The sequence below is a fragment of the Embleya sp. NPDC020630 genome, from assembly GCF_044334985.1.
In the GTDB taxonomy this organism is placed as follows: domain Bacteria; phylum Actinomycetota; class Actinomycetes; order Streptomycetales; family Streptomycetaceae; genus Embleya.
Genome location: NZ_JBIRUB010000006.1, coordinates 1 through 25,108, shown reverse-complemented (window position 1 = coordinate 25,108; position 25,108 = coordinate 1). Strand labels below are relative to the sequence as shown.

At 71.9% G+C, this 25,108-nt stretch carries 17 protein-coding genes and 1 pseudogene; 14 read left to right on the top strand and 4 right to left on the bottom strand.

The features are described 5' to 3' along the window. Positions 1-106 precede the first annotated feature (106 nt). The 11 genes from blsG (at position 107) to ACH4XV_RS21355 (ending at position 13,169) form a co-directional block, all read left to right on the top strand. On the top strand, positions 107-1,276 hold the full coding sequence (blsG, locus tag ACH4XV_RS21405) for an arginine 2,3-aminomutase (RefSeq protein WP_395792055.1): 1,170 nt from the start codon (positions 107-109) through the stop codon (positions 1,274-1,276). Continuing rightward, positions 1,273-2,451: a DegT/DnrJ/EryC1/StrS family aminotransferase gene (locus ACH4XV_RS21400; protein WP_395792053.1), complete on the top strand. Its 1,179-nt coding sequence runs from the start codon at positions 1,273-1,275 to the stop codon at positions 2,449-2,451. The genes blsG and ACH4XV_RS21400 overlap by 4 nt, the downstream gene beginning before the upstream one ends. Then, positions 2,448-3,695, top strand: a complete 1,248-nt coding sequence (locus ACH4XV_RS21395; RefSeq protein WP_395792051.1) for an ATP-dependent carboxylate-amine ligase — start codon at positions 2,448-2,450, stop codon at positions 3,693-3,695. Before ACH4XV_RS21400 ends, ACH4XV_RS21395 begins: the two co-directional genes overlap by 4 nt. Further along, positions 3,692-5,032 (top strand): MFS transporter, encoded by a 1,341-nt coding sequence (locus ACH4XV_RS21390; protein WP_395792049.1) that lies wholly within the window; start codon positions 3,692-3,694, stop codon positions 5,030-5,032. The genes ACH4XV_RS21395 and ACH4XV_RS21390 overlap by 4 nt, the downstream gene beginning before the upstream one ends. Before the next feature lie 124 nt (positions 5,033-5,156). Continuing rightward, on the top strand, positions 5,157-7,049 hold the full coding sequence (locus ACH4XV_RS21385; RefSeq protein ID WP_395792047.1) for a hypothetical protein: 1,893 nt from the start codon (positions 5,157-5,159) through the stop codon (positions 7,047-7,049). A 54-nt stretch (positions 7,050-7,103) separates the two neighbouring features. Further along, a complete protein-coding gene (locus tag ACH4XV_RS21380; protein ID WP_395792045.1) occupies positions 7,104-7,721 on the top strand; it encodes a class I SAM-dependent methyltransferase in 618 nt (205 codons plus the stop codon). Between the two features lie 43 nt (positions 7,722-7,764). Then, positions 7,765-8,298 (top strand): nucleoside 2-deoxyribosyltransferase, encoded by a 534-nt coding sequence (locus ACH4XV_RS21375; RefSeq protein WP_395792043.1) that lies wholly within the window; start codon positions 7,765-7,767, stop codon positions 8,296-8,298. 100 nt (positions 8,299-8,398) lie between these two features. Then, positions 8,399-9,778 (top strand): M1 family metallopeptidase, encoded by a 1,380-nt coding sequence (locus ACH4XV_RS21370; protein ID WP_395792041.1) that lies wholly within the window; start codon positions 8,399-8,401, stop codon positions 9,776-9,778. 345 nt (positions 9,779-10,123) lie between these two features. Then, on the top strand, positions 10,124-11,038 hold the full coding sequence (bla, locus tag ACH4XV_RS21365) for a class A beta-lactamase (RefSeq protein ID WP_395792039.1): 915 nt from the start codon (positions 10,124-10,126) through the stop codon (positions 11,036-11,038). A 327-nt stretch (positions 11,039-11,365) separates the two neighbouring features. After that, positions 11,366-11,890, top strand: a complete 525-nt coding sequence (locus ACH4XV_RS21360; protein ID WP_395792037.1) for a peptidylprolyl isomerase — start codon at positions 11,366-11,368, stop codon at positions 11,888-11,890. 250 nt (positions 11,891-12,140) lie between these two features. Next, entirely contained in the window at positions 12,141-13,169 is a 1,029-nt protein-coding gene (locus tag ACH4XV_RS21355) for an alpha/beta fold hydrolase (protein ID WP_395792035.1), read from the top strand. 7 nt (positions 13,170-13,176) lie between these two features. Here the strand turns inward: ACH4XV_RS21355 and ACH4XV_RS21350 are convergent, their stop codons facing one another. Continuing rightward, the gene (locus ACH4XV_RS21350) at positions 13,177-14,193 is read right to left on the bottom strand and encodes a hypothetical protein (protein ID WP_395792033.1); all 1,017 of its coding nucleotides are present in this window, start codon (positions 14,191-14,193) and stop codon (positions 13,177-13,179) included. A gap of 101 nt (positions 14,194-14,294) precedes the next feature. Next, positions 14,295-14,735, bottom strand: a complete 441-nt coding sequence (locus tag ACH4XV_RS21345) for a nuclear transport factor 2 family protein (RefSeq protein ID WP_395792031.1) — start codon at positions 14,733-14,735, stop codon at positions 14,295-14,297. Positions 14,736-14,826: 91 nt separating this feature from the next. Here ACH4XV_RS21345 and ACH4XV_RS21340 point away from each other — a divergent pair, with 91 nt between their 5' ends. Further along, complete coding sequence (locus ACH4XV_RS21340; protein ID WP_395792029.1) at positions 14,827-15,378, top strand: winged helix-turn-helix transcriptional regulator; 552 nt, start codon at positions 14,827-14,829, stop codon at positions 15,376-15,378. Positions 15,379-15,554: 176 nt separating this feature from the next. Continuing rightward, positions 15,555-16,691 (top strand): annotated as a pseudogene (locus ACH4XV_RS21335) (MFS transporter); the annotation flags it as partial. Here ACH4XV_RS21335 and ACH4XV_RS21330 read toward each other — a convergent pair. Together ACH4XV_RS21330 and ACH4XV_RS21325 are read right to left on the bottom strand one after the other, a co-directional pair. Further along, entirely contained in the window at positions 16,663-16,791 is a 129-nt protein-coding gene (locus ACH4XV_RS21330; protein WP_268812575.1) for an LPFR motif small protein, read from the bottom strand. The pseudogene ACH4XV_RS21335 and the gene ACH4XV_RS21330 sit on opposite strands and share 29 nt — an antisense overlap. A gap of 204 nt (positions 16,792-16,995) precedes the next feature. Beyond that, positions 16,996-19,788, bottom strand: a complete 2,793-nt coding sequence (locus tag ACH4XV_RS21325; protein ID WP_395792027.1) for an AAA family ATPase — start codon at positions 19,786-19,788, stop codon at positions 16,996-16,998. Positions 19,789-20,335: 547 nt separating this feature from the next. Between ACH4XV_RS21325 and ACH4XV_RS21320 the strand changes: the two genes are divergently transcribed. After that, on the top strand, positions 20,336-25,108 hold a 4,773-nt coding region (locus tag ACH4XV_RS21320), incomplete at its 3' end, for a beta-ketoacyl synthase N-terminal-like domain-containing protein (protein ID WP_395792025.1).

Below are 25,108 nucleotides of genomic sequence, written 5' to 3'. Positions count from 1 at the left end.
CCGCCCCCGCTGAGCGCCCGCGTCACCACCACCCGGCCGGGCCCCGCCCCGCGCACCCCGACCGAACGCCTCGCGTCGCCGAAGGTCCGTCAACCCTGGAGCCGCCATGTCCGCCATCCCCCTCGACACCGACACCCAGGCCGCCGCCCCCACGATCGTGCGCCCCGATGTCCCCGACTCGGACTGGAACGACTGGCACTGGCACATGCGTCGACGCATCACCAACGTCGACAAGGCCCGGCAGTGGATCAACCTCACTCACGAGGAGGAGCAGGCGATCGCCGGGGTGGCGGGGCGATATCGCTGGAGCGTGACGCCCTACTACGCCTCGCTGATGGATCCCGACGACCCGCTCTGTCCCGTACGGCAACAGGCCGTGCCCGCCGGCGGCGAACTGGTCGAGTTCTCCGGCGCGGAGGTCGACCCCGTCGGCGACACGTTCTACCGCAAGACCAATCGTGTCGTGCACAAGTATCCGGACCGGGTGATCCTGCTGGTCACCGAGGCATGCCCGGTGTACTGCCGGCACTGCACGCGCAAGTTCCACACCACCGACGTCAACGGCACCTACTTCCGCGACGACGAGGGCGAGTCCTTCGACGAGGATCTGCGCTACATCGCCGAACACCCGGAGATCCGGGACGTGTTGCTGACCGGCGGGGACCCGCTGTCCTATCGGGACGGCAGACTCGAGGAGATCATCGCGGGACTGCGGGCGATCCCGAGCGTGGAGATCATCCGGATCGGCAGCCGATTCCCCGTGTTGTTGCCGCAGCGCATCACCGACGAACTGTGCGAGATGCTGGCCCGGTATCACCCGGTATGGGTCAACACCCACTTCAACCACCCCAAGGAGATCACCCCGGAGGCGAGCGCGGCGGTGGACCGCATGTTGCGCCACGGCATCCCGGTGGGGAACCAGACCGTGCTGCTGCGCGGGATCAACGACGACGTCGCGACCATGCGCACGCTGATGACACAACTGCTGCGCATCCGGGTCCGCCCGTACTACCTGTACCACTGCGACAACGTCACCGGCGTCTCGCACTTCATGACCTCCGTGGCCAAGGGCTGGGAGATCATGGAGGGCCTCCAGGGCCACATCACCGGCTTCGGGGTGCCGCAGTACGTGCTGACCACCCGCCTCGGCAAGATCCCCATCGCGCGGCCCTACTTCACCGTCACCCCCGACGGCCTGCGCCTGCGCAACCACAAGGGCGAGGAAATGCTCGTCGACAACGCGGTGTACCCGATCACGGAGGCGGACGCGCGATGACCCTGGACAAACGACTGGGACAACGTTTCCTGCCCTATGGCGCGAACTGGCTCGACTGGTCCGACATGACGGAACTGCGCGAGGTGATCGACCACCAGGTGTTGTTCCGCTACCAGACCGAAACCGAGAGCATGGCCTCGCGGTTGGAGCGTGTCACCTGCGAACGCCTTGGCGTGGCCCGCACGTTGGCCGTACACAACTGCACCGAGGCACTGCGGCTCGCGCTGATCGCCACCCGCCCGCGCGTCGGCGACCGGGTATACATGCCGGCCGTCACGTTCGTGGCGGTGGCCGGGGCCGTGTTGTCCTGCGGGCTGATCCCGGTCCTGGTCGACGCCGACGACTCGTTGTCGCTGGACCCCACGCTGCTGCCGTCCGACGCCGAACGGGTGATCGTGGCCCACATGGAGGGCGCGGTGGCCACGCTGCCCGAGGGGGTGCCGTACCTCATCGAGGACTGCGCCCAATCCCTCGGCGCCCGTTTCCCGGACGGCCGTTCGGTCGGGACCGCAGGCTACGCGGGGACCTTCAGCTTCCACCACAACAAGGTGCTCACCTCGGGCGAGGGCGGGTTGGTGGTCAGCAACGACGAGCAGGCGTGGGCGGCGATGCGCTGCTACCACGACCACGGCTCGGCGCGGGTACCCGGGCGCTATCCCACCTGGAACGAAGACGCCTACTACGGGGAGAACTTCGTCACGGGCGAGCAGGTCGCCGCGGTCCAGTGCCAGCAGTTCCGCCACCTCGACGAACTCCTCGAGGGGCTGGAGCGCATGTACGCCATCGCGATGCGGGACCTGCCGGACCGTGCGGACCTGGAGGTACGGCCGCGCGCGGAGGGCGACGCGAAGGTCAGCCTGCGCTTTCGCTGCCGCGACCGCGCGCTGCGCGACGCCGCCGTGACCGCGCTGACCGCCGAGGGCATCGCCAACTGGACGCTGAACAAGTACCTGTTGCCGGAGCACCCGGTACTCACCGGCCGCCGCTCGCTGTACGCCGACGGCTTCCCGTGGAACCACGCCCCCGAAGGCCCGCTCATGCTCAGCCACGACGGATTCGCGCGCACCCGCGACCGGTTGGATCGCACGCTGTGTGTACCGCTGGCACCGGAATTGCCGGAGGCGGAACAGGTCGCCGCGGTCAAGGCGATCCGGCGCGTCCTGGAGGCGGTGTGAGCGCGGGGCGGGCGCCCGCGCTGCTGATGGTGGACGATCGTGCCTCGTCGTTCACCCGCTATGCGGCGCGGGCGTTGCCCGAGAGTCTGGTCCTGCTGCGGTTCGCCGAGTTGCGTGGCGATCTGCGGGAGGACTACCTGCGCGAGACCGCGCACCTGCCCGCGTTCTGGGTTCGCGAAGGTGTGCCCTTGGCGGAGGAGGCCCGGCGCTACCGGGAGTGGGCCTGCGAACTGCCCACACCGCCCACCCGATTCTGCAACCCCTCCGAGCCGCGCCAGCACGTCGCACAGCGCTTCGCCGCCCTGGCCGGGCTGCCCCACCTAGGCGAACACCAGGTGGCCTGGGTGCGCGACAAGGCCGCGATGAAGCGGCGGTTTCGCGAACTCGGCCTGCGTACCGCCGCCTTCGGCCGCGTGCGGTCGGCGGCGGACGTGGAGCGGTTCGCCGCCGAACACGGATGGCCACTCGTGCTCAAGCCGGTGGACTCGTTCGCGTGCGTCGACACCCACCTGCTGCGCGATCGGGACGCGGTGCGCGACATCGACCTCACCACCCGCGACTTCATGGTCGAGCAGTACCTCGGCGGCACCGAATGGGAGGTGTGCGCGCTCATCCACGACGGCGAGGTGCTGAGCGCCTGGCCCAGCGCGATGCCCTACCGCCCGCTGGCCATCGTCGACGGCGCGATGAACGCCAACATCAGCGTCGGCACGGACGAGGGCCCGGCCGTGGACCTGCCCGCACTGCTCCAGCGCATCGTCACCGGCATGGGCATCGACCACGGATACGCCCACATGGAGTTCTTCGTGGTCGACGGGCAGGTCCACGCCGGCGAGATCGGGATCCGGTTGGCCGGCTGCGAGATCCCCGCCAACCACGGACACGCCTACGGATTCGACGTCTTCGCGGCCACGCTGGACGTGTACCTGGGGCGCCGCCCCCGCCTGGACTACCGCGAACGCCGGTGCGCCGGCGATCTGCTGCTGCCGCTGCCCGGATCGGGAACGGTGCGCCGGGTCACCTCGGCGGACGAACTCCTGCGCCTGCCGGGTGTGGTCGACGCGGTCGTGCGGGCCGGGGTCGGCGACACGGTGACGGCCCGCCGCGCGTCGCACAACGCCTCGGGACACGTCCACGTCGTGGGCGAGTCGATCGGGCAGGTCGAAGAGCGCATGCGGGCGGTCCTGGACGCCTTCACGATCGAGGTGGCCCCGGTCCGCGAACCCGATCCGGTGTCCGGATGACCGCCGCTCCGCGCCGGGAGGACGCCGACACCGACACCGGCCCGATCGTCGACCCGGGCCCGGTCGCCGCGGACTCGGCGCCGGCGGCGGCCTCCGGGCCCGGCGGCGGGCTGTTCGCCCGCTTCCGTGCCCTGCTCACCCGCCCGGGCGTCGCCGGCGTGGCCTGGTGGAGCGTCGTCGCCCGGCTGCCCGTCTACCTGATGTCGCTGGCCATGGTGCTGACGATCCGCGAGCAGGGCGGGAGTTACCCGCAGGCCGGGCTGATCGCCGCGCTGTATACGGTCGGCATGGCCCTCGGCAGCCCGCTGATCGCCCGCCTGCTCGACCGCGACGGCCGCCGAGGCGTGCTGATCGTGACCGGCCTCGCCTATCCGGCCACGCTCGCCGCGCTGGTGTGGGCCACCCGACCCGGCTCCTGGGCGCAGCCCGTCCTGGCCGTTGCCTCGGGCATCGCGCTGCCGCCGACGAACGCGTGCATGCGGGCGCTGTGGGCGCGCATGCCGCTCGACGACGCGCAACGGGAGACCGCCTACCTGTGGGAGGCCCTGCTCACCGAGATCCTGGTCATCGGTGCACCGCTGATGCTCGCGGCCCTGATGGTGTGCGGATCCGCCGGAACCGCGCTGACCGTGGTCGCCGTCGTCGGCGGCGCGGGCGCCCTCGGCCTGGCCTGCGTGCGCGTGCCCACGAACCCGGAGGCGGCGACCGATCCCGGCTCGGAGGGGCGCGACGGCCGCGCCGCGCCGCGCCACCCCCTGCGCGATCCGTCGATGCTCGTGCTGATGGGCGTGATGGCCGCGAGTGCCGTCCCGATCGGCCTGATGACGCTGGCCATTCCGGCCTCGGTGTCCGCGCACGGATCGAGCGACGGCACGGGAGTCGTGTACGCCTGCTGGGGGGTCGGCAGCGCACTGGGCGCGCTGTGGCTGGGACGCGCCCCGTCGCGGGTCGCGATGCACGTGCGCTTTCCCCGACTGGTGCTCGCGTACGCGATCGGAACCGGGCTGACCGTGCCCACCACCTCCCCGGTGACCCTGGGCATCGCCCTGGTCGTCGGGAGCATGCCGATGGCACTGGTGTCGGCCGGCGAGATGACCCTCGTCGGCGCCCTCGCGGACCGGCGGCTGCTGGCACAGGCGTTCACGTGGGCGTCGCTGGCAACGGTCCTGGGGGACGCGGTGGGTCAACAGGTCGGTGGTCTGCTGATGGACCCCATCGGCCCGCGCGGCGTGTTCACGGTCGCGTTCGGTGTGGCTCTGACGGGGGCGGGACTGGCGTTCGCGGGGCGCAGGTTGCTCGTCCCCGAGGCCGAGGCCCGTGCACGGTGCGCGACTTGACCGCCCGCTTCGACCGCTCCGGCCCCGCGACGGCCGTCGACCGCCCGCGAAGCCCCACTCGCCCCAGCCCGGTTCGTCCCGTGCCCGACCGGGCCAATCCCCATCACACACGAGGTCACCCGTCATGAACGCTCCCGTTGTCGCCGCAGCACCCGACCGCCCGGATCCGACGCCCGTCGGCGCGCTGTTCGCCGTGGTCGGCGTCGACCGACTGCCTCAGGCGGTGGCCGAGTTCCTGGCCGCGCCCGCGCACACCCCCGTACCCGTGGCGTGCGCGGAACGCCCGGACCTGGGGCACGCCGTCGAGCTGGCCTCGCGCCTGTACGCCGGGATCGCACTCCCCGAACCCCTCGACGTGGGCATCCTGCTCGGGGCGGAGGACCTGCCCGACGGCCTGTTCGCGCTCGCCCGCCCGCTCGCCCGCACCTGGGTGACCGAGCACGAACTCTGCGGCACCGCCGAGGCGTTCCGGCGTCGACACCCCGGGACACTGCTGCTCGTCGGCTGCTACGACCGGCTCAACCTGGACCCGATCCGCGGCCTGCTGCTGACCACCTATCGCGGCCGCGAGCCCGGCCTCACCCTGCTGAGCGGACGCGACGCGGCCTCGGTGGCCTGGAACGTGGCCAAGCAGTACACCTCGACACCGGCCGCCGGGGTCGACGCGATCGGCCTGTTCACCGACACCGACCGCCCGCCGCACCCGTCCGGGGTCCGGGTGTTCGACGACCGCGACTTCGAACGTGTCGACATCCAGGCCGAGATCCTGGGCACACGCTGGCAGCGAGTGGCGTTCCAGGGACACGGCAAGGACGACAGCGTCAACCTCGGCGAGTTCACGATCTGCGGCCTGAACGCGGCCGTCCCGGCCCGGGCCGGCCTGCTCGGGCCGCGCTGCGCGTACGGGCTGCCCTGCTACAAGCCCGAGGACAAGCTGGTACCGCTCAACCGCGTGGAGGCGGCCGAGGTGGTGCTCAGCGCCTGCAACAGCGGCCCGCTGGCCGACCTCGCGCTGTACGACCCCCGGTATCAGCTGCTGCTCAACGCCCTCGACGGACCGGCCCGCACGGTCGTCTCCGCCGTCTCCGTGCACGACTCCGACCGGCCGGAGAACGTCGCGTGGATGCGCGCGGCGCTGGCCGGCGCGGACTCCGTGGACACCCTGAACGCCGGCCTCGCCGGCTCACACCCCTATCCGGCGTTCATGCGCTTCGGGCTGCCCCGTACCCCCCGAGACGTGCCCGCGCCGACCCCTTCCGAGCACCGCCCCGACCCGCTCGTGCTCACCGTCGGACGACGCCTGACCACTCTGCTCACCTCGGAACTGCTCCCGCACAACCACGCGTTGCGCCCGAGGCTGGTCAAACTCGCGCGCAAGGTGGACCTGTGGCTCGCCCGGCCGACGCATCTTGCCGACCAGTCGCCCGAGGAGATCCGCTCCTCGCTCACGGCCGACCTCCAGTCGCTGGACCACGTGATCACCGAACAGGTCGTGGCGAACCCCGAGAACGAGATCATGAGCTACCCCGCGCACTTCGGCGACCGCAGCTCGCTCGACCCGCAGGTGCGCGAGGTGACCTGCCACTGCGGACGCCCCGCCCAGGAGTTCACCCGACGCGGACTGCTCCCGCACGTCTCGGACACGATCTGCGCGGTCTGCATGCGGTGCGGCGACGTCACCTTCCGGGTGCCCGACGCCCCGTCCCTGCTGGCCTATGCGGCGGACGAGGTGGCGCAGGGCGGGGAGTTGGAGGTGCGTGCGGTGCTCACGGCCGCCCGGCCGGGACCGGTACGACTGGGCCTGTTCGTGCCCACGTACCTGCGTGAGGACACGACCGTGGTACCGGCCGGCGTCCGGGTCCGGGCCGTGGACGACCGAGCCCAGGACGTCGCCTTCCGGGTCCGGTTCGCCGCCGAAACCGCTCCGCAGGCCTACTACTTCACGGTCTTCGCCGTGCAGGACCTCGCCGTCTCGACGGCACGCCGCCACTTCGGGGTCGTGCCGCGCCGGACCTGAGGATCCGCCCGCCCCCGAACCCCCTTTCCCTCGTCATCACAAAGGACGGATGCCATGGAAACCCGAGACAAGCCCGAGATCGAACTCGTCGAGCAGAACGGCGAGGTGACCCTGAGCATCGGTGGCGAACAGGCCATGCAGGCCTGGGAGCGCGACCTGATGTGGGCCAGTGCCGACATGTTGTGCGAATACGGCCGGGACTTCTACGAAGTCGGCCTCGGTCTCGGGCTGTCCGCGCTGCGGATCGCCGGCAACCCGGCCACCCGCAGCCACACCGTGCTCGAACTCTTCGACGAGGTCGAGGAGTTGTTCCGGCGCAAGCACCCGACGCTGCCCGACAACCTCGCCATCGAGCGCGGCGACTTCTTCCAACGCGTCTTCGAACTGCCGTCGGAGAGCATCGACGGCATGTTCTTCGACCCCGCCCTGGACATGGAGGTGTGGAAGGACGAGGCGCTGTGGGCGAGGACCATGCCCGAGGTCGTTCGAGCGCTGCGCCCCGGCGGGGTGTTCATCCCCTTCTTCAGCACCCGGCCGGAACTGCGGTGGCAATACCTGCCGCACTTCCGCAGCATCCGGGTCGAGTCGCATCCATACCAGGCGTACGAGGGCACCGAGTACACGTACGGCACCAGCGGCCAGGCGTACATCCAGTGTTTCCGCAAGACCTGACCGCGTCGTTCCGTTCCCACGATCTCATTTCGGAGGCAGCCGCATGACCATCGCCCCCTCGACCGACCGACTGTGCGGCCTCGACGTGGGTTCGCTGTTCCTGGCCGGGCCGTTCATCCAACTCCTGGACCCGGCCACCGGCGAGATGCCGGAGGACGCACGGGCGCCCTTCGACGTCCTGATCCGACACTTCGAGGCACGCGGACTCGCCGTGCACAACGCGCATCGCCGCGAGGCGTGGGGGGCCGAGCTGATGCGCCCGGACCAGTGCACCGGACTCGACCAGGACGAGATCCGCAAGGCCGACGTCTTCGTCGCGCTCCCGGGCTTCCCCGCCTCGCCGGGCACCCACATCGAGATGGGCTGGGCCAGCGCCTTCGACAAGCCCATCGTGCTGATGCTGGAGGAGGGACGGGAGTACACGTTCCTCGTCCAGGGGCTGCACACCGTGGCCACGGTGGAGTACGTGGAGTACGCGCAGGGCCGGGACATCGCGGAATACCTGCCCGAAGTCGACGCGGCGCTGCACCGGGCGGTGTCCCGGCACCGCGAGCGCACCGGCAAGGGCGTGAGCTGACCGGGGCGTTGCCGCATCGGCGGGTGGTCGGGCGCAGGCTCGGCCACCCGCCGCCGAACGTGGTTGCTCCGAACGGGACAGGGATGGGGACGGGGGCTCGATGAGGATTGCCGTGGCCGCGCTTGTCGCCTTGGCCGCGTTCGTCGCGGGAGGCTTGGCCGGCTCCGGGTCGGTGCACCCGGATGGGGCACGAGCGTTGGCGGCGTCGCGGGCGGAGTCGGTGCGCACGCCGGCGGCGCCCCGGTACACGGTCGAGTTGGCCGGTGACGCCTCGGGGAGCGGGTGGACCGGCCACGAGCGGGTGGGGTTCACCAACGTGTCGGCCGCTCCGCTCGGTGAGGTGTACCTGCGGTTGTGGGGCAACGCGCACGGTACGTGTTCCGCGCCGCCGATCGAGGTCTCCGAGGTCACCGGTGGTGTCCCGGCGGGCCTGTCGGTCGGCTGCACGGCCCTGCGGATCGTGTTGGGCAAGCCCCTGCGCCGCGGGGAGGGCGCCACGATCGGCTTCCGGCTGCGGATCCGGGTCCCGGCCGGTATCGACCGGTTCGGCCACGACGGCGACCACGCCTTCCTCGGCAACGCGCTGCCGGTGCTGGCGGTTCGGGACGGGACGGGCCGGCACCTGGACCCGTACACGAACACGGGTGAGTCCTTCTACTCGCTCGCCGCCGACTTCGACGTCACGCTCGAGCACCCGTCGAACCTGCGGGTGCCGGCCACCGGCACCTCGGTCGACCGTCCGGGCGCACCCGGGCGTACCGTCACCACCGCGACGGCCCGCGACGTGCGGGACTTCGCCTGGGCGGCGGGGCCGTTCACCGGGGTCTCCGGGGCGTCCGCGACCGGCGTCGAGATCAACGTGTATGCGGACGCCGGCGTCGATTCGGCCGACGTCCGGGCCATGTTGGACGTCGCGCGGACGGCCGTCGATGCCCATGCCGGGCGCTTCGGCGCGTACCCGTACACCGAACTGGACGTGGTCCTGGACGACGATCTGTGGTTCAGCGGCATGGAGTATCCGGGCTTCGTCCTGGACCGCGTGCGGCCCACGGCGCTCGTGCACGAACTGGCCCACCAGTGGTGGTACGGGATCGTCGGCAACGACGAGTACGGCGACCCGTGGCTCGACGAGTCTTTCGCCGAATACGCGACGGATCTCGCGCTCGGGAAGACGGGGGAGGGGTGTGGGAGCGAACTGTCCTGGGCCGCGCCGACGGAGCGGATCACCAACTCGATGCGGTACTGGGACGCGCACCCGAAGCGCTACGAGACGGTGGTCTACGACTACGGGAAGTGCGCGCTGCACGAACTGCGACGGCTGATCGGCGAACCCGCGATGGAGACCCTGCTGCGCGACTACGTCACCGCCCACCGGTACGGGATCTCCACCACCGCGGCGTTCAAGAAAGCGGCCAAGGCGGCCACTTCGCGGGACCTGACGCCGTTTTGGGCGCGGTACCGCATCGACGGTCGACGGTGAGCACGCGGGGCGCGGACCCGTAGGGGGAACCCCGGCAACGATGTTCTGGGGCGCGGGCGTTGCGGCCAGGATGGACCAGGTTCGGCGTCCTCCGCGCCGACGATTCGCGCGGACGGCGGGCCTCGCAGACTGAATCGGCGATGTCCCTCCGACCCTGGGAAGAGCCGATGCGTACCCGTACCCCGATCCTTGCCTCAGCTCTCGTGCCGACCCTGGCCGCCGGCTCCTTGGCCGCGCCCGCATTCGCCGCGGACGCGCCGGCGTCGGCGGGTGTGACGGATCCTGGGGGAGGGCAGGCGGGAAGGTCGGTGGCCTGTCCGCCGGTTGGTGTTCGAGGCGAGGGAGATGCTTGTGGAGTTCGGTCCGAGTCGGCGTGGGGTTCTCGGTGGGGTTGCCGCGGGGGTCCTTGCCGTTGTTGTTCCGGGTGCGGGGAGCGCCGTCGCGCGGGGTGTGGACGACCGGGAGGTCGTCGGGCGGCTGCGGGCGCTGGAGCGGGCGCATGCGGCACGGCTCGGGGTGTTCGCGTGTGATGCGGTTTCGGGGCGGGCCGTGGTCCATCGCGCGGATGAACTGTTCCCGATGTGTTCGTCGTTCAAGACCATCGCGGTGGCCGCCGTGCTGCGCGACCTCGATCGGGACGGGGAGTTCCTGGCCAGGCGCATCCGGTATACCGAGAAGGACGTCACCGAGGCCGGGTATGCGCCGATCACGGGGCGGCCCGAGAACCTGGCCGACGGCATGATCGTCGCGGACCTGTGCGCCGCCGCCATCGCCTACAGCGACAACGGGGCGGCGAATCTGCTGCTGCGCCGGCTCGGCGGGCCGGGCGCGGTCACCGCATTCTGTCGGTCCGTCGGGGACGCGGTGACCCGGCTCGACCGGTGGGAGCCCGCGCTGAATTCGGCGGAGCCGGGGCGGGTGACGGATACGTCGAGTCCGCGTGCGCTCGGCCGGACCTACGCGCGGCTCGCGCTGGGTGGTGCGCTCGACGCGCGGGACCGCGAGCGGTTGACCGGATGGCTGCGGGCCAACACGACCGGTGGCAAACGACTGCGGGCAGGGCTTCCGGGGGACTGGGTCGTCGCGGACAAGACCGGCACCGGTGGCTACGGCACCACCAACGACGTGGGTATCGTCCGGCCGCCGGGGCGGGGGCCGATCGTGATGGCGGTGCTGTCCACAAAGGACGACGCGGCGGCGCCGGCCGATGAACCGCTGCTCGCCGAGACCGCGACGGTCCTGGCGGAGGCATTGGGCTGACGCGTGCGCGAGCGGGTGGCCGGGGGCGGCGGGTCCCCGGTCACCACCGAGTGGTCAGGGTCGTGGCGCTCGGGAGCCGTCCGGGGGGTTGGGGCCCGTCTTCGTTGAAGAGGCCGTGGCAGTCGAGTTCGATCCCGCCCAGGCAATCGCCGCGAAGGGGGATTTGCCCTGTGTGGGTGGGTTGTTCGTGTGTGGGTCGGGTGGAGGACCGGGGTTTTTGCCGGAAACCGTTGTCGTTGCGGCGTCGCCGGGGTCTCCGGTGGGTGTTTGCGTGCTTCGATGTGGCGGGCGGCCCGCACGGGGTACGCACGAAAGGACGGAATACCGATGGCCGAAGAACTGATTGCCACGTTGAACACGACGCTCGGGCAGGTCGTCGTGCGACTGTTCCCCGAGCAGGCGCCGGAAACCGTCGCCAACTTCGTCGGACTGGCCGACGGCACTCGCCAGTGGCGTGAACCGTCGACCGGTGCGCCCGGTAAGGGAGCGCTGTACAACGGAACGATATTCCATAGGGTGATCGGCGGCTTCATGATCCAGGGCGGCGATCCCCAGGGGACGGGTATGGGCGGGCCGGGATACGAGTTCAAGGACGAGTTCCACCCCGCCCTGAAGTTCGACCGGCCGTACCTGTTGGCGATGGCCAATGCCGGACCGGGAACCAATGGCTCCCAGTTCTTCATCACCGTCGCCCCGACGTCGCACCTCACGAACCGGCACACGATCTTCGGCGAGGTGGTCGGGGGCCGGGAGGTCGTCGACGCCATCGCGAAGGCCCCGACGGGCCGGAACGACCGCCCGCTCACGGACATCGTCATCCAGTCCGTCGACATCGAGCGTCGCCAGTCCTGACCCACGCCGATCGTGGTGCCCCGCTTCCGAGATCGGAGGCACCACGATCGTGCACCGGGGTTACCGCCCTCGTATCGGCCGGACTTGCCATAACCGCAAGATTTCGTGCCGCCGTGGTGTGGGCCGGCGAGGCTGGGGTGCGTCGAACGGGCCGGTGGTTGCCGGCCCCGTTCGGTTCCCGTAGTCACCGGGTGCCGTCGGGCGGGTTTCGCGGACGGCCGGTGATTCCCCGTCCCGAGGGCAGGAAGACATGAATTTCGGACCAGGGTTGTTGCCGCGCCGCCTTCTTCGATCCGGGCGGGTGGTGGTGGCCTTCGCACTTGCGCTCCTGCTCACGGTCGGCCTCGCGGGCTGTTCGGCGTCGAGCGGGGACGATGTGCCCTCCTACGCCGCCGCGACTCGGGGTGATCGCGGCTTCGAGGGCACGTTTCGGCATGAGTTCGCCGATGTCGACGGCGTCCGTATGCACTATGTGACCGGTGGGAGCGGTACGCCGGTGGTGTTGATACACGGGTGGCCGCAGACCTGGTACGGCTGGTGGCCGATCATGCCGGAACTCGCCAAACGCCACACCGTGTACGCCGTGGACCTGCCCGGACTGGGCGACAGCACCGGATCGCCGACCGGATACGACAAGGCCACCCTGGCGCGGTACGTCCACACGCTGATCGCCGATCGGCTCGGCGTGCGTGACGCCCGCGTCGTCGGGCACGACTTCGGGGCCGCGGTGGCGTTCCAATACGCCGGGCAGTTCCCCGGCGACACCGCGCGGCTCGGCTACCTCGATCTGCCGCTGCCCGGGCCCGCGATCGACGCGCCCACGTATCGAACGCTGAGTTGGCACATCGCGTTTCACTCCCAGCGGCGGGTTCCCGAGGCGGTGGTGGGCAATGACGTCCGGGCGTACCTGGCGCTGTTCTATCCCCAAGTCGCCTTCGGAGGCTCGGCGTTCGGAGGCAGCTCGGATCGATCCCCGTTCAGCGACGCGGAGGTCGAGGAGTATGCGCGCACCTATAGCCGGCCCGGTGTCCTGTCGGGGGGCTTCGAGCTGTATCGCGCTTTGGAGAAGGACGTCCGCGACACCGTGGCGGCGGCACCGGTGCGGGTTCCGACGCTGCTGATGACCGCGCAGGGGCAACTCGACGCGATCCGGGGCACGGTGGCGCCACGGATGACGGACATTGTCCGGGCGGTGGATGTGCCGAACGCGGGGCATTGGCTGGTCGAGGAGAACCCGCGCTTCGTGGCCGAGGAGTTGTCGCGATTCCTTGATGGGTGATCGGGGCTCAGTCGGGGCGCGAGGCGGTGACGTGGTCGAGGGTGTCGCGGGCTGATCGGGCCGCGGTCGAGGCGTCTTGGGCTGCCTGGTCCGCGCGTTCCCGTTCGGCTTCGGCCTTGTCGGCCGCGGTGCCGAGGCGGGTGGCCGTGGTGCGGGCCTCTTCGAGGCGGGCGGCCAGAGCCTCGGCGTCGGCGAGGGCTTCGGTGTGGCGGGCTCGGGCTCTTTCGGCGGCCGTACGGCGTTCCCGGGCCGCGCGGGTCGCCTCTCGGGCGGATTTCTCCGCGGCCTCGACGGTGGAGCGGGCGTGGGCGAGTTCGGATTCGTATTGTTCGCGGGCGCGTTCGCGGGCGGCGCGCTCTTCGGCGGCGTGGATGCCCTCCGCGGCCTTCGCGGACTTGGCGGCCTTCGGGGCCTTGGCACCCTTGGTGGTCTTGGTGGGCTTCCCTGCCTTCCGCGCCCCGGCGGGCGGAGTGGCGCTGCCCTGCTCGGTCGTTCGGCCCGCCGGCGCGGAGGCGAAGGTGTCCTCGGGGTGCAGTGGGGTGGTGAGTCGGCCGGCGGCGAGGCGTTGTGCGGCTTCGGGGTCGGCCAGGGCCGCGTTCAGGGTGACCTGGAGGCCGCGGAGGGTGGTGTCGCCGACGGTGGGGTGGCCGTGGGCGGCGGCGAGGGCGAGGGCCTGCTGTTGGAGCGCGTCGATCACGCGGTGGCGTTGGCGGGAGAGTTCGCGCAGTTCGGGGCCGTGCAACTGCTCCTGCGCGTCGCGCATCGCGGCGCCCAGCCGCAGGAAGGCGTCGATTTCGTCGCGGTGTTCGCGGGCCAGGAGGTTCGCGAGCCAGGCCGCAAGCACGGGGCGCCGCAGGTCGCCGATCCGGCCGGCCAGGGCCCGATCCCCGGCGGCCCGGGCGGTGTGGGCGTGTGCGTCGCGGGCGGCGACGAACTCGTCGGGGGCGAGGCCGTACAGCTCGTCGACGATCGTGTCCTCGTCGACGCCGGCGTCCTGGGGAGTCGGCTTCCCGCGTGTGGCCATGACCCCATGGTGGCGTCTCGACGCCACCGCGCCCCGGTAGTCCGGGCGCGGCCGGCGTGTCGACGACGCGCGGGCGGTCGGGTTCCCCGCGCCCGCTCCGGTCAGCGGCCGGCCGCCCCCTGGGTGACGGCGTGGCGTTGGCGCTCGATCGCGGCGGCGAGGCGGGCCGTGTCCTCCAGGACGTAGTCGTCGACCATGCGGCCCCACCGCAGGGTGACCCACTGGATGCCCTCGTTCTCGTAGCGACTGCCGTCGGCCAGGGTCGCGCTGACGGCCAGCCGGACCACGACCGTCGTCTTCCACGGCCACCCCTTGGCCACCACGTCGGTCAGCCGAAGCCGCAGACCGGGCAGGAGCGTGTACAGGTCGGCGAACCAATGCTCGAACGCGTCCCGGCCGACCAGTTCCGCGGCGGGCGCGGCGTCGCCGACGAAGCGAAAACGCACCGTCGGCGCGGCCATGTCCACCGCCGCCCGGTAGTCGCCCCGGGCCATGCGGGCCCAGACCTTTCGCGTTTTCGCGCGCACGATCGTGTGGTACATGCCGGCCTCCGGCCTCGAACCAGTGACTTGTCTTCTGCAAGTCACCGTAGGCGCAGTGACTTGCCGAATACAAGGCACTAGCCTGACCTGGGTGAACAAAGACCGATTCGCGGACATGTCCTGCTCGGTGGCCCGTACCGCCGCCCTGATCGCGGATCCGTGGGCGCTGCTGGTCCTGCGTGACCTGTTCCTGGGGTTGGCGCGTTTCGACGAACTGCGTCGCGATCTCGACATCGCCACGAACGTCCTGGCCGATCGCCTGGACCGCCTACAGGCCGCCGGACTCGTGGTCCGGGAGCCCTACCAACAGCGCCCCGTGCGCCACGAGTACCACCTCACGGACGCGGGCCGTGACCTCTACGGCGTCGTCCTGAGCCTCCTGGCCTGGGGCGACCGGCACCTGGCCGTGGACGGGGTCCCGATGCGGCTGGTGCACAAGACCTGCGGACGGCCGTGCACACCCACGGTCACGTGCGATCACTGCGGCGAAAGGCTCGTCGACGAGGCGGTCGAGGTGCTTCCCGGCCCGGGCGGGCGCGACGCACCCGGCACCACGGTCATCGCGCGGAAGCTCTTCGGGGCGCGGGAGCACGCCGCCGACGCGGGCGAGACCGACGTACCCGAAGCCGTCACGAGGCCCTGACGCGCACGCGTCGGCCCGTCCGCCCGAGCGAATTTCGGTTGCGGCGCGGTCGGCGCGCCGGGTGGAGTGGCGCCATGGACGGTGTCACGGCACGCACGCGAGCAGGGTCGGAAGCAACCCGTGGCGGCGCGGTACGACCGGCTCCGTGGCACAGGACGGCGATACTCGCGGCGCTGATGCTCGCCGCCTTCACCTTCAACACGGCGGAGAACCTGCCGGTGGGCCTCCTGGAGCTGATCGCCGACGGGCTGCACGTGTCGGTGCCGGCGGTCGGCCTCCTGGTCACCGGCTACGGCCTGACCGTGGCCGTGGCCTCGGTGCCGCTCGCGCACGTCGTCAGGGCGGTGCCCCGGCGGCACGTGCTCACGGGTGTGCTGGCCGCGCTCGTCGTGTCCAGTCTGGTCGCGGCGTCGGCGGCCTCGTACGGGCTGCTGCTCGGGGCGCGATTGTCGACCGCGCTCGCCCAGGCGCTGTTCTGGGCGGTGATGGCGCCGGTCGCGGTGGGTCTGTTCGCGGTCGAGGTGCGCGGGCGGGTGCTCGGGGCGTTGTCCGTCGCCGGGTCGCTCGCCCTCGTACTCGGTGTTCCCGCCGGAACCTGGCTGGGTCGGCACAGCGGCTGGCAGGTACCGGTGGCCGTGCCGGCGGGTCTGGGGCTCGCCTCCCTGGTGACGATCGCCGTACTGCTGCCGACCTCGCGGCCGGAGGAGGAGCAGGCCGCCTACGGAACCGCTCCCGACGCCCGCCGGTTCGCGATCGTGCTCGCGGCCGGGACCCTGTCCGCCTGCGGGGCGTTCGCTGGATTCACCTACATCGTGAAGTTCCTGGGCGAGGTGAGCGGGTTCGCGCCGAGCACGGTCGGCATGCTCCTGGTGGTGTTCGGGGTCGCGTGTCTGGTCGGGGTGGGCATCACCGGGGCACTGCTCGACCGTTTTCCGTATGCCGCGCTCGCCTCGGCGATGGGCACGCAGGCGGTGGGCCTGCTCGGGCTGTACGCCTTCGGTGCCCATCCGGTGGCGGCGGTGGTGTCCCTGGTGCTGATGGGTGGTGCGCTCGGACCGGTGTTCATGGCGGCGCAAAACGCGATGTTGTTGTGCGCCCCGGGGCGTACCGACATCGCACTCGCGGCGAACTCCGGTGCCTACAACGCCGGTATCGCGGCCGGCGCCGCGCTCGGCGGCCTGATCCTGCCGTTCGCCGGCGTGCGCGGCACGTTCCTCGCGGGTGGGCTGGTGACGATCGGGGCGTGCGCGGTGCTCGGCGGCGGATGGGCGTGCCGGCGGCGGCTCAGTGCCGCCCGTGGGCGGAGTCCGAGGCGCCGCCGAACAGGCGGGCCAGGGCGCGGAACGGCAACGTGACAACGGTCGCGATGGCGCTCCCGATCTTGCCCAGGACGTCACCGATGGCTCTGAACATGCCTGCCTCCCGCCGACGCTCGCACGACGACACAGCAGCGGTCATATCGTGCGAATGCCATGAAACGATGTTTGCCTTATGGTCCATGGCTGCCCCGTGAGGCAGACGGGAAACGGCACCGGCGCACGCCCGATTCGGTCACCGTACGGAAGCGGTCGGGCACTCGGCGACAGCGCCGCCGCGTCGGTGGCCCGTGTTGCCGGCTCAGGCGCCGATTGCCTGCGTATGTGGTCCGGTGAACAGAGCCGAGGCCAGTTGCGCGCGGTCGTTGACGCCGACCTTGCGGTACATACGCGTCAGATGTTGTTCGACCGTACTGACCGTGATGTAGAGGAGTTTGGCGATCTCGCTGTTCGTGTGGCCGAGCGCCACCAGGTCGGCGACGCGCTGCTCCGCGTCGGTGAGCAGCGCCGATGGGGCCTTGGACTCGGCGTCGGGACGGTCCCGGTCGGCGGGAAGCAGCCTGCTCAGTGGCTCCGCCCGGCACGTGTCCGCGATGATTCTGGCCTGGGAGCCGATCACCCGGGCCCGCCGGGTCTCGCCGACCGCGTTGTACATGTCGGTGAGGTCGGCCAGCGCGCGGGCCAACTCGTAGCGGTCTCCGCTCTCCTGCAACGCGTCGACGGCCTGGCGCAACAGGGCCGGCCGCCGGTGCGGTTCGTGGGTCGCCGCCAACAGGCGCAACGTCGCGCCGCGAGTGCGCGGCGAACCACCGTGCTCGCTGCGGCTCGCCTCCTCCTCCAAGACGGCCCGGGCCCGGTCCCGCTCGCCCATTCGCAACCACGCCTCGCCGGCGTCGTTGCGCCACGCGATCAGCCCCGGCACGTCCATGCCCCAGCGGACCATCAACTCGCCACAGCCCCGGAAATCCGCCAGCGCACCCTCCCAGTCCCCGACGGCCATGCCGTACCGACCCCGCGCGTGCAGGTAGTGCAGGCCGGGGCGGCTGTGGAGCATACGCTCCGGGACCGGCAGGTACAGCAGTTCGGCCGCCTCGTCCCGACGACCCATCGAGGTGAGCGCGTTCAACAGGCAGGACAGCGGCGCGCCGACCGCCGCGCCCCACGCGCCGATCGGGACCAGGTCGAACGCCGTGGTCGCGTGCAGCGCGGCCCCGGGAAGGTCGCCGAGACGGACGCAGATCTCCGCGCGCACCGCGTGCAGCCGGGCCTGGCTGCCCGATTCGCCCCGCTGCAGCGCGGCGGCGATCAGTTCGTCGCAGTACGGCAGCGCCGACGCGGGACGCTCGGCGTAGGTCAGCGCGAGCAGCGCGCACTCGACGGTGTCCAGATCGGTGCCGTGCAGCCGGACACCGTGCAAAATCCTTTCGGCGGTATGCACCGCGCCGTCGCTGAAACCCCTGGTCAGCACCGAGTCGAGCACCGCTGCGGCGTCGTGGTGACGCCGACTTTCGGTCGTGCCGGGCAGGCCGGCCGACGCCGTGTCGAACTCCTCGACCTCGGGCAGCAGTTCGAGCAGTGGAGGATACGCGCAACGGATCCACATCCGGGCGGCGCGCAACTCCGGCGCCGCCTCGGGGGTTGACACCCGACCCGATGCGGCCAGGCTCCGTACCACCTCGCCGGCTGCCTCGAAGTGCCCAGCCCACACCAACGCCCGGACCACGGCCAGGATTTCACCACTGTCCGGACCGTTGTCCGGGCCGCCCGTCGGGCCACCGGTACCTACCGCCCGAAGCAGAGCCGGAATCCGTCGATCCGGAATCCCGGGTTCCATCCGCCGCTCCACCCGGAGCAGCGCCACCGTGGTCCGGGCCAGTTCGCCCCCGTCCTCGCTCAACGCACAGGCCAGACGCAGACAGTCGACGGCCCGGGCACCTTGGCCCTCGGCCAGCGCGGACGACGCGGCGTCGTCCAGTACGCGCACCGCCCAGGGCGCCCGCACTCCACGGCCCGCGAGCAGATGCTCGGCCACCACGGTCGCGTCCGCGCCGTCCGCGTACGTCAGTTCCGCCGCGCCCCGGTGCAGCGCGGCCGTGCCTTCGGGGCCCAGGTCCGCCAGGACCGCCGCTGCCGCCACCGGATGCCGGAACCGGCCCCGTTCCAGCACACCCGAGGCGTCGAGCACGCTCAGACACCGCGCCACCGCATCCGCCGCCAGACCCAGGAGCCGGCCGATCGACTCCGGACCGGCCAGGACGGCCAGCGCCTGCGCCACCGCCGCCGTGGGCGTCGGGCTCCGGTGCAGGCACGAGAGCATCGCTCGCGAGTATCCCGGCGACGACGCGTGTTCGCCGCGCCGGAAATCGTCGAGGATTCCGTCGAGCAGCAGCGGGTTGCCTCCGCTCAACCGCTGCGCTCGAACCGCGACCTGCTCCGCCCGGTCCGCGCCGAGCCCGGCCGCCGTCGCCGCGACCCGCACCTGATCCGGGTCGAGCGGTGCCAGGCGCACACCGCGCACGTGCGGCAGCCGCAACAACTGCTCGACGAAGTCGGCACTTTGCTCGTTCGTCCCGTCGGCATGACCGAACACCGCCACCAGCGGGGCGGTGTGCATACGGCGGGCCAGATAGGCCAGACACGCGAGCGAGGCCGGATCGGCATGATGGATGTCGTCGACCACGACGGCGAGGGGACGTGGCCCGGCCGGACCGAGCAGGACCGCACACAACGACTCCACGATCTCGACGTCCACCGCGGACAACCTGCCCGACGCCCCGTGCGGCGAGGCCGCCAGATGCGCCCGGGCGATCGCGAGCAGTCGGTCCACGCCCGTGCCGTCCGGGACGGACGGCGTTGCCTCGCCCAGCAGTTGGGCCACCACGCCGAGCACGACGCCGGCCTCCGCCTCGGACCCCACGGCCGACCGGACCAGGCCGCCGGCCGCTCGTACCGAATGGCTGAACGTGGCCAGCAGTGTGGTCTTGCCCATGGCCACGGAGCCGCCGACGACGGCGATCGCGCTTTTTCCCGCGAGCGCGTCGTCGAGGAGTTCGGCCAGTGCGGCGCTCGCTTGCGAACGATCCCGCGCGTTCATGTGCCGCTCGCGTCGTACCGGACGCCGGCCGGTTCCGGGCGATGGGGTAGTCGCCGGGGTGGCGCTCCCGCGAACGGGGGCGGCGTGCACTCGGTGGACATGCTCGGCTGACGGTGATGGCGCTCGATGGTCTCCATGTACCTTCCTTCGCACCAGTGATGGGGACACGAAAACGTCGACGGGTGCCACGCGGTGGCACCGACGTCCCGGTCCGACCGTGCGACCGGCCGCGGACTCCCGCATCGGGATCCGCCGGCTCGCAAAACGGTTGGCATCGGTCACGTTAACAGGGAACTCGGGGCCGTTGGAGAATCCCCGACGCAAGCCTGACGGCGGCCCGAAAACCGTTCCAGTGCGCGTTCGTTGCCCGGCGGGGCGGGCGTCGGGGTGTGCAGGGGTTGGAAACAGGGGTGTTGCCGGCCACGGGAGCGATCAAAGACTTGGTCGACCGTGAGACCGCCTTTCCGGCGGGAGCCGGCGTGCCCGACCGGGTCGGTCGCCGGACCCCGATCGCGGACCACCTCGGCCGAGAACCGAAAGGCTTGACATGGTACGTGCGGACCGCCCGGGCAACGACCCGTCCGCGAACCGGGACTCCGGTCCGCGCCGGCACGAGCCGATCGCCGTCGTCGGCATGGCGTGCCGGCTGCCCGGCGTGCACGGTCCGGCGGACCTGTGGCGGCTGCTGCGCGCGGGCGGGGACACCATCGGACCGCCGCCCGCGGACCGTCCGGGCCTCGGCGGGGTGTCGGGTCGCGGATCCTTCCTCGCCTCGATCGACGGCTTCGACCCGGCCTTCTTCGGCATCTCCGAGCGCGAGGCCGCCACGATGGACCCCCATCAGCGGCTGATGCTCGAACTGGGCTGGGAGGCACTGGAGGACGCGGGCATCGTCGCCGACACCCTGGCCGGCACCCGCACCGGCGTGTTCGTCGCCGCCGGTTCCGACGACTACGCGCTGCTGCTCGGGGCCGAGGATCCGACCCCGGCCACCGCGCATGCCGTCACGGGTCAGCACCGCAGCATGGTCGCCAACCGGGTCTCCTACTTCCTGCGCGTCGGCGGCCCCAGTCTGACCGTGGACACCGGCCAGTCCTCGTCTTTGGTCGCCGTGCACACGGCCTGCGAAAGCCTGCGCTCCGGCGAATCCGAGACGGCCCTGGCCGGCGGGGTCAACCTGATCCTGACCGCACGATCCACCGATCGCCTGGAGCGTTTCGGCGCACTGTCCCCGGACGGCCGCTGCCACACCTTCGCCGCCGGAGCCAACGGTTACGTCCGCGGCGAGGGCGGCGCCGTCGTGGTGCTCAAGCCGCTGCGGCGCGCCCTCGCGGACGGCGACCGGATCCACTGCCTCGTGCGCGGCAGCGCCGTCAACAACGACGGGGGCGGCCGGACACTGACCGCACCCGACGCGAGCGGGCAACAGGACGTGCTGCGCCGGGCGTACGAGCACGCGGACGTGGACCCGGCCCGGGTCGGCTACGTCGAGTTGCACGGAACGGGAACCAGGCTCGGCGACCCGGTCGAGGCCGCCGCGCTGGGCGCCGTGCTCGGCGCCGGACGCGATGCGGACCGGGCGCTGCCGGTGGGGTCGGTGAAGACCAATGTCGGTCACCTGGAGGCGGCGGCCGGGGTGATCGGGTTGGTGAAGGCGGCGCTGGTGATCTCCCATGGGGAGATTCCGGCGAGTCTGAACCACGCGGAGCCGAATCCGGAGATCCCGTTCGCCGAGCTGCGGTTGGCGGTGGCGACGCAGTCGACGGCGTGGCCGAGGCCGGTGCACTCCGTGGATTCGGTGGAGTCGACGGGGCCGCGGATCGCCGGGGTGAGTTCGTTCGGCATGGGTGGGACCAATTGCCATGTGGTGCTCTCGGAGGCGGAGTTCGCGCCCCAGAGCAGGTCGGAGACCGAGCCCCACGCCGCCGGCGGCCCGGCTTCGGTCGCCCCCGGCGTGTCGCCCCTGGTCGTCTCCGGCCATACCGACCAGGCGCTGCGTGCCCAGGCGGCCCGGCTCGCCCGCTTCGTCGGCGACCGGCCGGAACTCGGCCTGCCCGACATCGCGCACTCGCTCCTGTCGACGCGGTCGGCGTTCGAGCACCGGGGTGTGGTGATCGCCGCCGGTCGCACCGACGCGGTCGCGGGTCTGCGGGCGCTCGCCGCCGGCGAGCCGGTGCCGGGTGTGGTGTCCGGGCGGGCCCGAACCGCCGGGCGCACGGTGCTGGTCTTCCCCGGCCAGGGGTCGCAATGGCTCGGCATGGCCGCCGGACTCCTCGACTCCGCACCGGTGTTCGCGGCACGGATCGCGGACTGCGACGCGGCGCTCGCGCCGTACGTCGACCGTTCGGTGGTCTCGACGCTGCGCTCGGCGTCCGCCGACTGGCTGGAGCGGGCCGACGTCGTACAACCCGTGCTCTGGGCGGTCATGGTCTCGCTCGCGAAGTTGTGGGCCTCCTTCGGCGTACGACCCGCCGCCGTGCTCGGCCACTCCCAGGGCGAGATCGCCGCCGCGTGCGTCTCGGGCGCGCTCACCCTCGCCGACGGCGCGAAGGTCGTGGCGCTGCGCGGCCGTATCCTCCTCGACCTGTCCGGCCGCGGCGGCATGGTCTCGGTGGGCGTCTCGGCCGAGCGGATCACCGCGCTGATCGCCCCCTTCGACGGACGTTTGTCGGTGGCGGCGGTCAACAGCCCGGCGTCCGTCGTCGTCTCGGGCGAGCCGGACGTACTCGACGAACTCCTCGTCGCCTGCGCGGCCGGGGGGATTCGGGCCCGGCGGGTCCCGATCGACTACGCCTCGCACTCCACCCAGGTCACCGGGATCCGCGCCGCGCTGCTCCGCGACCTGACGGACATCCGGCCGCGCCCGTCCCGCATCCCGTTCTGCTCGTCGGTGACCGGTGCGCCGGTGGACACCACCACCCTCGACGCCGAGTACTGGTACGCCAACCTGCGCCGGACCGTGCGCTTCGAGCAGGCCGTCCGGACCCTCCTGGGCCGAGGGCACGACGTCTTCATCGAATCCAGCGCACACCCCGTGCTCACCACCAGCGTCCTGGAGACGATCGAGGACGCCGGCGCGGACGCCGCGGCGCTCGGCACGCTGCGCCGCGGTCAGGGCGGCCCCGAGCGCTTCCGCACCGCGCTCGCGCAGGCGTACGCCTGCGGCGTCACGGTCGACTGGAACCCGCTCCGGGCGCCCGGAGCGCGGCGGGTCGACCTGCCCACGTACGCGTTCCAGCGCGAGCGCTTCAGGGTCGGCGGTACGGCCGACGCACCCGCCGGGACCCCTCGGCGGGCGCGGTCCGCATGGGCCGATCGGGTGGCCGGGCTCTCCCGTGCGGAGCGGGAACAGGCCGTATGCGAACTGGTGTTCGCGCACGCTGCGACGGTGCTGGACCGGCCCGCGCTGAACGCGGCCGACGGCGAGCAGACGTTCCGGGCCCTGGGCCTGGACTCCCCGGGCGCCGTCGAACTGCGCAACCGGATCAACACCGGCACCGGGCTCCGGCTGCCCACGACGCTAGCCTACGACCACCCCACGCCGGTCGCGGTCGCACGGCATCTGGCCGGCCTGCTCCTCGACACGGCCCCCGACGACCGGCGGCCCGCGTTCGACACGGCGGCGGAACAGCCGACCGACACCGACCCGATCGCCATCGTCGGCATGGCCTGCCGCCTGCCCGGCGGCATCGCCTCTCCCGAGGACCTGTGGCGACTCGTGGCCGCGGGCGGCGACGCCGTCACCCCCTTCCCCGACGACAGGGGATGGGACCCGGCGGCGCTCCACGACCCGGATTCCGGCGTCGGGAGCACCGGCCACGTCCAACACGGCGGCTTCCTGGCCGGCGCCGCCGACTTCGACGCGGACTTCTTCGGGATCTCGCCGCGCGAGGCGTCCGCGATGGATCCGCAGCAGCGGTTGTTGCTGGAGACCTCGTGGGAGGTCTTCGAGCGGGCCGGCATCGACCCGGCGGCCTTGAAGGGCAGCCGGACCGGGGTGTTCGTCGGCGCGATGGGCCAGGACTACGGCGCCGGGCTCGACGCCGCCGCCGACGGTTCCGAGGGCTACCGACTCACCGGCAGCGCCGCCGGCGTCCTGTCCGGACGGCTCGCCTACACGTTCGGCTTCGAGGGCCCGGCCGTCACGGTCGATACGGCATGCTCGTCGTCGCTGGTCGGCCTGCATCTCGCGGCGCAGGCCCTGCGTGCCGGCGAGTGCTCGATGGCGTTGGCGGCCGGGGTGACGGTGATGTCGACCCCGGGCATGTTCGTCGAGTTCGGTCGACAGCGGGGGCTGGCGCCGGACGGCCGGTGCAAGGCGTTCTCGGCTGCCGCGGACGGTACCGGCTGGTCCGAGGGCGTCGGCGTACTGCTCGTGGAGCGGTTGTCCGACGCCCGGCGGCACGGGCATCGGGTGCTGGCGACGGTGCGCGGGACGGCGATCAACCAGGACGGCGCGAGCAACGGCCTGACGGCGCCCAACGGTTCGTCGCAACAGCGGGTCATCCGGCAGGCGCTGGCGAACGCGGGACTCTCGGCCGCCGACGTCGACGCGGTCGAGGCACACGGCACCGGCACCACGCTCGGCGACCCGATCGAGGCGCACGCGCTGATCGCCACCTACGGCCGGGACCGGGACGGCGAACAGCCGCTGTACCTGGGGTCGTTGAAGTCGAACATCGGCCACGCCCAGGCCGCCGCGGGTGTGGCCGGGGTGATCAAGATGGTCATGGCGATGCGTGCGGGCGTACTGCCGCAGACCCTGCACGCCGACGAGCCGTCCCCGCACATCGACTGGTCGGCGGGTGCGGTGGAGTTGCTGACCCGGGCCCGGGAGTGGCCCGAGGCGGGCCGTCCGCGCAGGGCCGGGATCTCGTCGTTCGGGATCAGCGGGACCAACGCGCACGTGATCGTCGAACAGGCGGCGGCCGAGAGCGTGCAGGCGGTGCCACCGCCCGATTCGCGTACGGGCGCGCTGCTCCCCTTCGTGCTGTCCGGGCACGGCCGTGACGGTCTGCGGGCGCAGGCGGCCCGACTGGCGCGGTTCGTCGGGGACGAACCCGAGCTCGGGTTGGCCGACTTGGCGTCGGCGCTGATCACATCGCGATCGCTGCTGGCCCGCCGGGGCGTCGTACTGGCCTCGGACCGGGCCGAACTGGTCGCCGGGTTGGCGGCGTTGAGCGCGGAGAAGCCCCTTCCCGGCGTGGTATCGGGCTCGGCTCGCTCTTCGGGGCGGACGGTGTTGGTGTTTCCGGGGCAGGGGTCGCAGTGGGTGGGGATGGGTGCGGAGCTGCTGGACGCGTTCCCGGTGTTCGCTGCG